General features: G+C 68.1%; 10 protein-coding genes. 2 read left to right on the forward strand and 8 right to left on the reverse strand.

All coding sequences use genetic code 11. From position 1 onward, the window contains the following. Positions 1 to 41: 41 nt before the first annotated feature. From C5O79_RS10785 to C5O79_RS10810, 6 genes are all read right to left on the reverse strand, one after another. On the reverse strand, positions 42 to 1,004 hold the full coding sequence (locus C5O79_RS10785; RefSeq protein ID WP_047850450.1) for a spore coat U domain-containing protein: 963 nt from the start codon (positions 1,002 to 1,004) through the stop codon (positions 42 to 44). Then, the gene (locus C5O79_RS10790) at positions 1,001 to 3,385 is read right to left on the reverse strand and encodes a fimbria/pilus outer membrane usher protein (RefSeq protein WP_122473743.1); all 2,385 of its coding nucleotides are present in this window, start codon (positions 3,383 to 3,385) and stop codon (positions 1,001 to 1,003) included. The genes C5O79_RS10785 and C5O79_RS10790 overlap by 4 nt, the downstream gene beginning before the upstream one ends. 7 nt (positions 3,386 to 3,392) lie before the next feature. Beyond that, positions 3,393 to 4,112 (reverse strand): molecular chaperone, encoded by a 720-nt coding sequence (locus C5O79_RS10795; RefSeq protein WP_046545337.1) that lies wholly within the window; start codon positions 4,110 to 4,112, stop codon positions 3,393 to 3,395. Positions 4,113 to 4,127: 15 nt separating this feature from the next. Then, positions 4,128 to 4,631, reverse strand: coding sequence for a spore coat U domain-containing protein (locus C5O79_RS10800; protein WP_122473744.1), 504 nt, complete (start codon positions 4,629 to 4,631; stop codon positions 4,128 to 4,130). A 573-nt stretch (positions 4,632 to 5,204) separates the two neighbouring features. Further along, positions 5,205 to 6,410 carry an MFS transporter gene (locus C5O79_RS10805; RefSeq protein WP_122473745.1) on the reverse strand — a complete coding sequence of 402 codons (1,206 nt, stop codon included), beginning with the start codon at positions 6,408 to 6,410 and terminating at the stop codon, positions 5,205 to 5,207. Positions 6,411 to 7,152: 742 nt separating this feature from the next. Then, the gene (locus tag C5O79_RS10810) at positions 7,153 to 8,073 is read right to left on the reverse strand and encodes a LysR family transcriptional regulator (protein WP_122473746.1); all 921 of its coding nucleotides are present in this window, start codon (positions 8,071 to 8,073) and stop codon (positions 7,153 to 7,155) included. A 156-nt stretch (positions 8,074 to 8,229) separates the two neighbouring features. Here C5O79_RS10810 and C5O79_RS10815 point away from each other — a divergent pair, with 156 nt between their 5' ends. Next, positions 8,230 to 9,150 carry a pyridoxal-phosphate dependent enzyme gene (locus C5O79_RS10815; RefSeq protein ID WP_122473747.1) on the forward strand — a complete coding sequence of 307 codons (921 nt, stop codon included), beginning with the start codon at positions 8,230 to 8,232 and terminating at the stop codon, positions 9,148 to 9,150. Positions 9,151 to 9,377: 227 nt separating this feature from the next. Here the strand turns inward: C5O79_RS10815 and C5O79_RS10820 are convergent, their stop codons facing one another. Beyond that, positions 9,378 to 10,484, reverse strand: coding sequence for a DUF2242 domain-containing protein (locus C5O79_RS10820; protein ID WP_122474520.1), 1,107 nt, complete (start codon positions 10,482 to 10,484; stop codon positions 9,378 to 9,380). 115 nt (positions 10,485 to 10,599) lie between these two features. Further along, positions 10,600 to 11,493 (reverse strand): LysR family transcriptional regulator, encoded by an 894-nt coding sequence (locus tag C5O79_RS10825; protein WP_046545342.1) that lies wholly within the window; start codon positions 11,491 to 11,493, stop codon positions 10,600 to 10,602. A gap of 108 nt (positions 11,494 to 11,601) precedes the next feature. Between C5O79_RS10825 and C5O79_RS10830 the strand changes: the two genes are divergently transcribed. Continuing rightward, positions 11,602 to 12,357, forward strand: a complete 756-nt coding sequence (locus C5O79_RS10830; protein WP_122474521.1) for a TerC family protein — start codon at positions 11,602 to 11,604, stop codon at positions 12,355 to 12,357. Positions 12,358 to 12,445: the final 88 nt, after the last annotated feature.

The following is a 12,445-nucleotide window of genomic DNA, read 5'->3' on the forward strand; positions in this document are numbered from 1 at the left end:
GGCGCGGCGCGTGCGCCTGCGCCCGCTCATGCCACTGAACGCTAGAAACTGATCGTCGCAGTGATCATGTCGCTGTAGTTGCCGGGCGCTGGCGTGGTTTGCGCCGGCACCGCGCCGTACACGGTCACGACCTGCGACGTGCCCGTGCCGACACCCGTGACCGTCGAACTGCCGCCCGTGCCGTCGCCCCACGCGATCGAACGTGCGGCGTCCGTGTAAAGCCCGTAGCTGATCGCGCCGCCGCCGCCGTTGCGCTGCATCTGGCGCGCCGTCACGTCGCCGCTGTTGCCGCCGCTCAGCGCGATTTTCCATGCGTCGCCGTTGGTGCACTGCGCGGTGATCGTACCCGTTGCCGTGAGTGTGCCCGACAGCAGGCTCGCGGTGCCGAAGCTGACGTTGGTCGCATTGATGTTGCAATTGTTGATGACGTTGGCGGTCGCGCTGAACGGGAAGGTCCCGTTCGATGTCGTCAGCGACGCGCAAGTCGGCGCACCGAGCAGATAGAACCCGGCGTTGATCGATGTCGTGTTGCCGCCGAACGTCTGCGAGTAGGTCGTGGTGCTGTTGCCGGTCGTCGGTACGGTCGGCTGGTTCCCGGTGATCTGTCCGTACACCGTCACCGTCGCGGACGCGCTCGTGCCGAGCGCGGGCTTGGCCAGCGTGACGGACGCCGGTGTCGTGCCGGAATACACCGAGCCCCACGCGACCGAATGCCCGCCGTCGAGATAGAGGTCGTATTGCATCGCGTTGCCGCCGTTGACGAGGCTGCGCGGGCTCGTGCCGCCGAGGTTCAGGCACACGAGCACGTTCGGCGTCAGCGAGACGGCCGACCACGTGCAGGTGATGCTGACCGTACCGGTCACGGCGACCGGCGCGTTTGAGATCGGGCTGACCGAGCCGAAGCTCACGTCCGACGCGGTGGCCGTGCAGCTTTCGGCCAGTGCGTGACGGGGCGAGCCGCACCACGCGATGAAGGCGACGAGGACCAGCAGCGCGATCCTCATCGCGCGGCCCGGCAGGTGACGGGGCCGATGGTCGGCAGTGTGCCGTTGCCGGGCGAGGTGAACGCGAAGTCCGCGACGCAGCGTTGCGTGCCGTAGTCGATCACGAGGTGGTTGTCCTCCTTCAGTCCGTCGATGAACGTGAGCCCGTCGTAGCCGACGATCGTATCCGTGCCGCTTTCGGTGTGATGCACGCGCGCACCGGCCGGCAGCGGCCGGCCGTCGGTATCGCGGAGGATCACCGACGCCGCGCGATAGCGCGATACGCCGAACTGCGCAACGACGCCCGATTGCGCCTGCGGCACGACCATCATCGACGTGCGGGCGATCCGCGCATCGGCGGGCAGCTTCATCGAGTCGATCGCGATCTGGTTGTTCTGGTACGCGTTCAGGTCGGGTACGAGCAGGTGCCCCGTGCGATCGGTCGTGCCGATCACGCGGTTTTCGTGCAGCACCGGAATGCCCGCGACGCCATCGGTCGATACCAGCGCGAAGCCGTCGTAGATGCGGCGCGACAGTTGCAGGCTGCTGTCCATGAACACCAGCGCACCGCTGACGTCGAGCGATGCGCCGGTCTGGCGGTCGATGTTCTGCGCGGCCGCGATGACTTCGCCCGCATGACCGAGATAGCGGACTTGTGCCTGCCGGTAGGGCACCGCGCCCGTGCCGCCCGTCTGCACGCCCCAGCCCCAGCCGCCGCCGTAGTCGGGCGGACGGCTCGCGTCGACGGTGTAGTTCGACTGGCCGCGCTGGCGCCCGACGGTCGTATTGATCGACGTGTTGCGCCCAAGCCCGATGTTCAGCGACACGAACGCACCGTTCGCACCCTGCTGCGCGAAGTCGCGGTACGCGCTCACGCTCAGCGACGCGAGATCGCCGAAGCTCAGCGTGTACGACACCGTGCCGATCCGCGTGCTCGGGCCTTGAGGCAGGCGGAAGCCGATATAGCTGAGCGACAGCGTCTGGCGGTGCATGAAAGGCAGCGCGAGCGTCGCCTGGTCGGTCGCCGCGGGCGCCGTCGCGCCGTCGCGCGAGGCGAGATCGCCGTAGCGGCCGAACGCGCGGATCGTCTGCGCGTTGATCGAGAAGCGCGGTTCGATCAATTGGTAGCCGACGCTCACCTGCGTACCCGGATAGCGGCCGGTGCTGCCTGCGACCGCGCCGCTCACGACGCCCGCATCGCCGAGCCGCAGCAGCGCGCCGATGCCGGTGTTGAGCACGCCGCCGGTCGCTTCCGCGTGCCCCTCGACGGTCAGCGCATCGGTGATCCCGCGCCGCAGCGAGCCGCTGACGGCCGGCCGCGCGTCGTAGTCGAACGACTGCAGCCCATAGTTGCGCCGCAGGAAGCCGGCCTCGAACGAATAGCTCGACAGCCCGGCGGACAGCATCCGCGTATCGACATAGAGCGGCACCGACGTCGCGACGGTGCGCCCGAGCGCGTCGCGCGTGATGACGGTCGCCTGGCCGGCGCCCGTGATGCCCGGCACGTCGTGAATGATGAACGGGCCGCTCGGCACGTTGCCGGTGTACTGGCGCACGTTGTTGATGTACAGGTCGACGGCCGACGGCACGGCCGCGGAGCCGGCGAGCGACGGGATCGGGAACGTCACGAGATCGGGGCGCAGTGCGAAATTGCTGCGCCACTGGAAGCCGCCGAGGCGCACCGAGCGCGTCCACGCGAGTGATCCCGAGATCGTGTCGCCGATTTGTGTCGTGCTCGGGCGTGCCGGGTCCGAGCGGCTCCATGACGTATCGAAGCGCGTGTAGCGCCGGCGGCCGTCATAGAAGGTCGCGACGCCCGTGGTGTCGAACACGCCGCCTGGATCGAAGTAGCGCACGTCGGTGTAGAGCGAGTACTGCCGGTCGCCGAGCGTCTGCGCGTACGCCTCGTAGTTGATCGCGACACCGCGCGACGCGCTGGCCGCCTGAGTGGGCAGCAATGCGCGGCTGTCGATCGCGTAGGGGCGGCGCAGCGTATCGGGCATCTGCAGTTCGACGCTCTGGTGTGCCGCGTCGTAGCGGTAGCGCAGGCCGGGAATCGTGTCGAGGTCGACCGTCGCCGCGTCGGTGATGCCGAGCCGGTCGGTCGCGACGCCGATCGTGTGCAGGTCTGCGCCGCTCGCCGACAGGCGGCCCTCGCGTTCGCGGAAGTGCGCGAGCAGCGTCGTGTTTTCACCGTTGATGCTGACTTCGAGGATCACGTCGTGCGTGCTGTCGGTCATCACGAGGGCGATGGGTTCATCCGCGCGTGCACAGCCGAGCGCGAGCAGGCCGCCGGCCACGAGGGCCGCGACCGCGGTGCGCGGGGAGCGTCGCGGCGCACCGCGTCCGTTGGCCGGGACCGAGCCGGTGTGTGGCGAAGGGGGAGAGGCCGGACGGCGCACCGGCGGTCTAGCCCGGCGGCTCCACCTTGACGACCGCACTGGCCGGCTGCGAATTGACGGCCGCCCGCACCGTGACCGTGCCGCCGAGCGCGACGCCCGCCGGCAGCGGCACGCTCCACTGGCCCGTGCGCCCCGCGAGCGCATAGCCGAGCAGGCCGTGCGTGAGCGGATACGTGTGGCCGTCGCCGGTCACGAGTTCGACCGATGCCAGTTGCGCGCGCCGCGTGCCGCCGTTGCGCACCCGCAGCACCCAGCCGCCGGTGCCGCGCAGGAGCGTCCAGTCGAGCTGCGGCGCGCCGTCGGTTGCCGGCTCGACGAACACCGGAATCGAATAGCGCAGCCGGATCGACACGCCGTTGGCCGGCGCTTCGCCGGGCTGCGGCAACTCGTCGATCAGCAGCCGGTAGGTCTGCTCGGCGCCGGCAGGCGTGCGCGACGCGCGCACGACGCGGATCAGTTGTTCGGACTGCGTGCCGACTTCGATGAGCGGCGGGCTGGCCAGCAGATCCTGGGTGGGCGTCAGCGTGTCCTGGCCGTCGGCCTGGTCCCAGCGGAACACGCGCACCTGCCCGTACACGGGGCGGCTGCCCGGATTGCGCAGCGTGATGCCGGTGGCCGTGTCGTCGGTGCTGAATTCGATCGTGACCGGGGAGATCTGCAGCGACGCGGCGTGCGCGGCGCCGGCCGCACACAGCAGCGCGGCGAGCATTCGACGTAATGCGGACATGGGAAGCCGTGCCGTTCAGAAGTAGACGGTTGCGGTGACGGTCGTCTGATAGGTGTCCGGCTTCGGCGTCGCCTGCACCGGCACCTGGCCGTAGACGGTAATCGTCTGTGCTGCGCCCGTGCCGGTGCCGGCCACGGTGTCCGTGCCTTGCGTGTTGCCCCAGACCGTCGTGCGACCGGCATCCTGGTAGAGCTGGAAGCCGACGGTCGTCGACGTGTTGCCGGTCGCCGTGCCGGCCATCAGCCGGCTCGCGACGCTCGATCCCGTGACCGTGCCCGCGTCGAGACCGACGTTGTAGGGCGTCGTGTTGGTGCAAGTGACGCTCACGGTCGTCTGCTGGTTGATCGCGGTGGCCAGTACCCCGCTGGTGCCGAAGGCGAGCGGGTTCGCGGCGATCGTGCAGTTCGGCTGCAGCGTCAGCGTAACGTTGAAGGTGGCGGTCGCGGTGCCGTTCGAATAGGTGGCTGCGTCGGCGGCGGGAATCGAAAGACCGATTGACAGCGCGAGCGACAATGTCATGGAAGCAATGGTGACTTTCACACTGATCCCTCATCGATTGTTTTTTTCATTGGATTTATGCCGCGCTTCGCATGCCACGATATCGCAGATGCTGATACGAATCGGCAAGTCTTTCAATCCCTAAATTTATGCTGTTTCATTCTGTTACATTTGATCCGGGTGTTGAGTGAATAAAGCCGGGGAGAGTTGCATTTTCCGATTTCTCCCGAGGAATTTGAGTGGAGTGTTATCCCGCGATGCAGCAATGACGGGGCATTCATGCGGGGTCGATACGATTTTTATGTCGACTTGGCGAGTGGGGCCGGCCGGTGGGGCACGGGTATTAACGCGCTGGATGAAATGGAAGAGGCAGGGAATGAATCGTTCGAATCGATTGAGTCGATTTCAGTATTTTGAAAGTGAATGGAATCCGGCTCGTTGTGAAATTGATCGATATTCCGGATTGTTCCATCGAGGGATTGTCGAATCCGAATGGACCGTCGAAAACGAAAACGGCCGCATTTCGCGGCCGTGAGCGTGCGTCGGTACGGATCGGCGATCCGGCATGCATCGCCGGTGCGCGACGTGTCGCGATTACGAATTCGCGGCGGCCGGTGCGCGGCGCTGCTGCGCGATCTGCAGGAACACGAGTGCGAGCCCGGCCGCGGCAATCAGCCCGCCGACGAGCGGCACGGCCGCATAACCGAAGCCTGCCGACAGCGCCGCGCCGCCGGCGGCCGCGCCGAGCGCGTTGCCGAGGTTGAACGCGCCGATGTTGACGGCGGATGCGAGGCCCGGCGCTTCATGGGCCGCCCGCATCACGCGCATCTGCAGCGGCGGCACGACCGCGAACGTTGCGATACCCCACACGAGCAGCGTGACGGCGGCGCCGGCATGCGTGCGGGCGAGCACCGGGAACGCGGCCATCGTGGCGATCAGCAACAGCAGGAAACCGATCAGCGTGCCGTCGAGCGAGCGGTCGGCGAGGCGCCCGCCCGCGATGTTGCCGATCGAGAAGCCGACGCCGATCAGTACCAGCATCGCGGTCACGAAGCCGGGTGTCGCGCCGGTCACGTGTTCGAGCGTCGGCGCGACATACGTATAGAGCGTAAACATCGCGCCGGCGCCGAGCACGGTCGTCCCGAGCGCGCCGAGCACGACGGGGCGCGTCAGCACCGAGAGTTCCGCACGCAGGTCGGGCATCTTGCCGGCGTCGCCCTTCGGCAACGCGGCGAACAGCCCGGCGATCGCAACCAGGCCGAGGCCCGCGGTCGCCGCGAACGACATGCGCCAGCCGATGATCTGGCCGAGCCAGGTCGCGGCCGGCACGCCGCCGACGTTCGCGATCGTGAGACCCATGAACATCGTCGCGACCGCGCTGGCCTGCTTTTCGCGCGGCACGAGGCTGGCCGCGACCACCGAGCCGAGCCCGAAGAAGGCACCGTGGTTGAGGCTCGTCACGAGGCGGGCGAGCAGCAGCGTCGTGTAGTCCGGCGCGAAAGCCGACAGCAGGTTGCCGATCGTGAAAATCGACATCAGTGCGATCAGTGCCGAACGGCGCGACCAGCGCGCGAGCAGCAGCGTCATCAGCGGCGCGCCGACCATCACGCCGATCGCATACGCGCTGATCAGCATGCCGGCCTGCGGAATCGACACGTGCACGCCGTCGGCGATCACGGGCAGCAGGCCCATCGGCGAGAACTCGGTCGTGCCGATGCCGAACGCACCGGCGGCGAGTGCCAGCAGCGGCAGTGCGGCGCTGCCGCCGGCGCGGGAAGGAGGGGAAGTCGTGGGGTTCACGCGATGGGCTCCTGTAGTCGAGGAACAACGACCGGCACGGGCCGTTGAGGACGGGACGAAGTGTGCCTGTATGACTTTTGCGGAAAAAGCCGTGTGCGGACGAAATTATCTTGATTTCATGTCAACAATGCCGCGGGCGCTTGAAGCTGGTGGTGGAGCGGGTGAAAGGGATGTTTGTGTGAAAGATTTTTGTAAAGCTCGGCAGGCGGCTTCAGGCAGGGAGATCGCGCTCCGTCGGCGCTCCGGCGCGGACTGACGGTCGCACCCGCCGGATGAGCCGGAAGCCGTCCATCGACTGCCCGGCAATGGAGGCCGTGCGGATTGGACGGGCCGTTCAGGCGGCCGGCATCACGCCGGGCGAATCTCGCATCATCACCGGGAACCCCTTGTCCACAAGGCCTGCAGGCAAAAAAAGCCCCGATCACAGGGGGACCGTGACCGGGGCGGAAACGCATCCTCTCTTTGGCACGAGGGTTGGATGCGCGCGCAGTATATTTCGAGCCATGACAATTCGAATCGACGTTAAACGGCCGTTTTTGGTGCCAATTTAAAAACACCGGTGCTACGGCATCCGGCGTCATCATTTTGAAAGAATTTGCGCAAAAAAGATGCGGCTGTTTAGCGTGTTTCGACAGCCGAAGCGACGGTGGGTGAACGGGGATTCCGCCCGTCATTCGGCACCGCGAATCGGGTCGCTCGAGTGCCGGGCGAGGTCGCCGCATCTGCCGCATCTGCTGCATGGTCAGCCCGCTCGGCCCGCTTCGCCGGTCGCATCGCGCACGGCCTCGAGAAACCGCGCGACGACGGGCGACGGTGGCACGGCCGCACCGTCGAACACGAACTCGATGTCGAAGCGGCTCGCAAGTTCGTCGAGCGCGATGAGCCGGACCGTGTGCGGGCAGGTCGGCGACGCACTTTCCGGCACGAATGCACAGCCCATCCCGGCCGCGACGAGGCCGATCAACGTTGGAATGTCGCTGCCGACCTGCGCGATGCGCGGCGTGAAGCCGGCCTGCTGACACTGCGCCATCAGGAACCGGTGGTGCGCGGCGGAGCGCTGCGCGTCGAACCAGACGAACGGCTCGTTCGCGATGTCGGCCAGCGTGTGCGGTGCGGTGAAGCGGCCGCCCGGCGGCGCAGGCATCGCGAGCACGAAGCGGTCGCTGAGCAGCCGTACGCCTGACAGGTGCGGCGCCTCGTCCTGACGCCACGCCATGATCCCGCCGTCGAGCTGGCCGCGCATCAGCGCGCTTGCCTGCTCGGCCGACAGCATCGGCGCGATCGACAGCTTCACGTCCGGGCATGCGTCGCGAAACGCCTTGAGGACGGTTCCGACGACGGGCAGCGGCAGGCAGTTCGGCAGCGCACCGAGCCGCAGCTCGCCCAGCTGGCCGGCCGCGCTGCGCAGCGCGCGCTCACGGCTGTCCTGCAGCGTCGCGAGCAGGCCGGTCGCGTCCTGCAGGAAGCTGGCGCCGGCCGCCGTGAGCGTGACGCCCGTTGCGCGGCGCACCAGCAGCGGCGTGCCGATCGCGTCCTCGAGTTCGCGGATCTGTCGCGACAGCGCGGGCTGGACGATGCCGGCCGCGCGGGCGCCGGCCATCACGCTGCCGGCTTGCGCGACGGCCACGAAGTAGCGCAGGTGACGGAATTCGATCTGGCGCATGCGGCATCCATTCAGGGTCATCGATATACCCGTGGAGCATAACAAACGCCATTCGATGGTATTGGAAAGCATGGGTGGCGTGCCGTACGATGGTCGTCGTTGCCGCTCGCCGTTGCACGTCGCGTGCGTTCTCTCCGTTCCCATTGGTCCTGCCCCATGCCGCTTCATATCCCGACCCCTTACATCCGCTCGCAAATCGCATCCCGCCGGCTCGGCAGGACCGTCCGGCTGAAGCTCGATGCGCTGCAGCCGTCGGGCTCGTTCAAGCTGCGCGGCATCGGCGCAGTCTGCGAAGCGCGGCATGCGGCCGGCGCGCGGCGCTTCGTGTCGTCGTCGGGCGGCAACGCGGGCATCGCGGTCGCGTATTGCGGCCGCGAACTCGGCGTGCCGGTGCTCGTCGTCGTACCGGAAAGCGCGTCGGCCCGTGCGCGCGAGCTGATCCGCGTCGAGAGCGCCGAGCTCGTCGTGCACGGTGCGAGCTGGGCCGAGGCGAACGCGTTCGCGCAGTCGGCGCTCGGCGAGCATGATGCGTTCGTGCATCCGTTCGACGATCGCGTGCTGTGGCAGGGCCACGCGACGATGATCGACGAGATGGCGGCGGCCGGCCCGAAGCCCGACGCGATCGTGCTTGCGGTGGGCGGCGGCGGATTGCTGTGCGGCGTGCTCGAAGGGCTGGCGCGCAACGGCTGGCACGACGTGCCGGTGGTCACGGCCGAAACGGAAGGCGCCGACTGCTATGCGCGCTCGCTCGCGCAGGGGCGGGTGGTCGAATTACCGGCGATCACGAGCATCGCGACGTCGCTCGGCGCGAAGCGTCCGTGCGACGCGGCGGTCGAATGGGCCGCACGACACGAGATTCACCCGGTTGTCGTGTCCGATGCCGATGCGGTGGCCGCGTCACTGCGATTCCTCGACGAGCACCGGATCGTCGTCGAGCCCGCATGCGGTGCCGCGCTGGCCGCGCTCGAGCGGCCGGTGCCCGTGCTTGCATCGGCGAAGGATATCGCCGTGATCGTCTGCGGCGGCGTGACGGCGACCGTCGAGCAGATGCAGACGCTGCGCGCGACGGTGCGGTAGGCGGGGTGGCGGACGCTGGCCGGCCTGTCGGATGACGGCCGGAGGGCCGTCGATCCTGGCGAACGTCGGCATCGGCAGTGTGTGTCCGTCGCGAAGCATCGGAGCAATGTCAGCGACACGACGGGTAGGCCGCTGCCGAAGCAGCATTTCGGTGATGAATGAACGGGAAGGATGCGTATCGTCGCGCGGCGCCGGATGTGGCCGCGCGTGACGATACGGACGGCCAGTCAGTGTGCGGCCGGTGCGCTCGCGCCGGACGGTGCCGACGATGCGACGGGATTGGCGGCGGCGGGCGCAGGCGATGCGCTTGCCGGAGCCGATGCCGATGCGGGGGCCGAAGCGGTGGGTGCGGGCGCAGGCGCAGGCGCGACCGGTGCCGGTGTTGCAGCCGCTGATGCCGCCGCGGCAGGTGACGATGCCGGGCCGGAAGCGGAGGCCGGCACGGGAGCAGAGGCCGGCGTGGATGCCGGCCCGGACGCCGGTGCGGGCGTCGACGACGCGGCCGCTGCAGGCGCCGCGCCCGAAGCCGATACCGGCCTCGATCCCGACGCCGCTACCGGCGCGGCAGCCCGCATCGCCGCCGGCGCGACCACGGCCGACGCGGCGGCCGGCACGGCGTTTGCCCCCGACTCGGGCGCGACCGCCGGCAACGAAAGCGGCACCGGCGCCGCGGGCGGCGTCGGCACGACCGGGGTCGTCATCTTCATCGGCTCGCCTTGCGGCGTCGGCGCCGGTTCGGGCAGCGGCGTGACGGGCTCCTTCTCGGCGGCCTTGACGGTCGCACGGTCGCGGCGGGCCGGGTCGATCTTCAGGAAATGCTCGACGAGATTGAAGAAGCGCTCATAGAACACGCCGGCGGGAATCGTCTCGCTGGCGGTCTTGACGAGCGCGTCATCGCTCGACCCGATCGGCAGCGACAGCGAGCCGAACACGCTCAAGCCCACGCTGGCCGACGTATTCGACTTCTTCAGCGTGTAGCGATCCTGCACCGCGTTCACGTACGCGATGCTCGACGAGCCGTCCGCGTTCGCGTCCGCGCACACGACGTGAAACTCGATCACGACGTGCATGTCGTTGTTCGGCTGGAAATTCTTGCTGCCGTCGACCGCATCGTTGCGCGACGACGACACCACATAGCCCTGGCTCAGCAGCGCGCGCCGCGCGGCCTCGCAGGCCGCGTCGGATTTCGAGTGGAATGTATGCGCGTACGGGCTGCTGGTCGCGTCGAACTGCTCCTGCTGGTAGATCGGCTTGGGCGGCGACGAGCACGCCGCCAGCACGGTCGCGGCCGCGAGCGCGCACGAAACGGAAAACAGGCGAAATCGGTTGTGCATGGCGTCTTTCAGAAGGCTTGGCGAGAGCTCGCGCAACGGCGGTGCCTGGATGAAGCGCGCGGCAATCTCGTAAGGCCGGGGCGCCATTATAGTTTCGTTTGATGTCGCGCTCGCTTCAGTCGGCCGGTGCGCTGCGTGCGGCGGCCAGCAATTGCGACGTCAGCGGATGGTGTTCGCCGCGTCGCGAGCGGATCGCGTGGATCTCCTCGGTCACGTCGCCCGCGCGCCCGAGCCGCCGCAACCCGCGCAGCAGCGACGCGTCGTTCGCGCCGAGTTCGCTCAGCGGGAACACGCCGAGGCCGCGCGCCGCGAACACGGCCATCAGCGCGCTGTCCTCGAATTCCCCCGCCACGCGCGGCACGATCCGTTCACCCTCCAGCCACCGGTCGAGGCGCGCGCGCAGCGCCGAATGCGCGGTCGGCAACAGCACGGGCAGGTCGGCGAGGCACAGCGGAAAGTGCTGCCGCGCGGCCGGCGTGACGAGCGCGGCGGGGCCATACCAGTCGACCGGCGACGCGACGAGCCGCTCGCTCGTCACGCGCAGGTTCGAACCGGACGGCGCGCCCTGGCCGGCCAGCACCAGATCGAGATGATGCAGCGCCAGCTCCGCGAGCAGTGCATCGTGCTCGCCTTCGTGGCACAGCAGCCGCAACGTGGGGGTATCCAGCACGGGTGCAAGGATCGCGTGCGCGGCGAGCTTGGAGATGCCGTCCGCGAGGCCGACCGCGAGCCGCACGGTCGGCTGGCTGGCTGCCGCGCGCACTTCGTCGGGAATCAGCCGCCCCATCTCGAAGATCGCCTCCGCGCGCGCAAACGCGGCCTGGCCGGCGTCGGTCATCGTGACGCCGCGCCCGGCCGGGCGCAGCAACTGGTGCCCGAGCGCTTTTTCGAGCTCGCGCACCTGCGCGCTGATGGTCTGCACGGCCATGTCGAGCCGCGCGGCCGCACGCGCGAAGCCGCCTTCCTTCACGACGACCCAGAAGTAGTACAGATGGCGAAAATTGAGCATCGGATCGTAATTTCGGAAAAACCGAACCAAAAATCAGATTCTCTCTGATTTTTTCGAAGCCTGGGGCGGCCTATGATCTGGCTTTCCACTTTCGTATCGGCCCATTTCATGGACTACCTGCTGACGCTTGCCGTTGACCCCGCCGTGTGGGCGGCGCTCCTGACGCTCGTCGTGATGGAAGTCGTGCTCGGCATCGACAACCTGATCTTCATCTCGATCCTCAGCAACAAGCTGCCCGAAGCGCAGCGCGCCCGCACGCAGCGCCTCGGCATCGCGCTCGCGCTGGTGATGCGCCTCGCGCTGCTCGGCAGCGTCGCGTGGATCGCCAGCCTCACCGAACCGGTGTTCACACTGTTCGACCATGCGTTCTCGTGGCGCGACCTGATTCTGCTGTCGGGCGGCCTGTTCCTCGTGTGGAAGGCGACCACCGAGATCCATCACCACGTGTCGCGCGACGGTGAAGGTGCGGGCGGTGCCGGCGGTGCGGTCGGCCTGACGATGTGGGCCGCGATCGGCCAGATCGTGATGCTCGACATCGTGTTCTCGATCGACAGCATCGTGACCGCGATCGGCATGACCGAGCACGTGCCGATCATGTTCGTCGCGGTGATCGTCGCCGTCGCCGTGATGCTGTTCGCCGCGCAGCCGCTCGCACGTTTCATCGACCGCAACCCGACCATCGTGATGCTCGCGCTGTCGTTCCTGGTCGTGATCGGCATGACGCTGATTGCCGAAGGTTTCGGTTCGCACGTGCCGAAGGGTTACATCTACGCGGCAATGGCGTTCTCGGCTTTCGTCGAAGGCATGAACATGCTGGCGCGGCGCGCGAAGGCGAAGCGCTCGGCACCGACGGAAGGCCACTGAGCCACCGCGCGTGGCACGGCTGCCGCTGCGGCGGCCGGCGTCACGCGCGTCATCCGGACTCATCCGGAATCCAGACGAAATTCGCACG

The sequence above is a fragment of the Burkholderia sp. SRS-25 genome (assembly GCF_004343765.1).
GTDB lineage: Bacteria > Pseudomonadota > Gammaproteobacteria > Burkholderiales > Burkholderiaceae > Burkholderia > Burkholderia contaminans.

Coding starts and splice junctions, on each gene's coding strand:
- C5O79_RS10785 (WP_047850450.1), bottom strand. CDS start 1,004: ATGAGGATCGCGCTGCTGGTCCTCGTCGCCTTCATCGCGTGGTGCGGC.
- C5O79_RS10795 (WP_046545337.1), bottom strand. CDS start 4,112: ATGTCCGCATTACGTCGAATGCTCGCCGCGCTGCTGTGTGCGGCCGGC.
- C5O79_RS10800 (WP_122473744.1), bottom strand. CDS start 4,631: ATGACATTGTCGCTCGCGCTGTCAATCGGTCTTTCGATTCCCGCCGCC.
- C5O79_RS10810 (WP_122473746.1), bottom strand. CDS start 8,073: ATGCGCCAGATCGAATTCCGTCACCTGCGCTACTTCGTGGCCGTCGCG.
- C5O79_RS10815 (WP_122473747.1), top strand. CDS start 8,230: ATGCCGCTTCATATCCCGACCCCTTACATCCGCTCGCAAATCGCATCC.
- C5O79_RS10820 (WP_122474520.1), bottom strand. CDS start 10,484: ATGCACAACCGATTTCGCCTGTTTTCCGTTTCGTGCGCGCTCGCGGCC.
- C5O79_RS10825 (WP_046545342.1), bottom strand. CDS start 11,493: ATGCTCAATTTTCGCCATCTGTACTACTTCTGGGTCGTCGTGAAGGAA.
- C5O79_RS10830 (WP_122474521.1), top strand. CDS start 11,602: ATGGACTACCTGCTGACGCTTGCCGTTGACCCCGCCGTGTGGGCGGCG.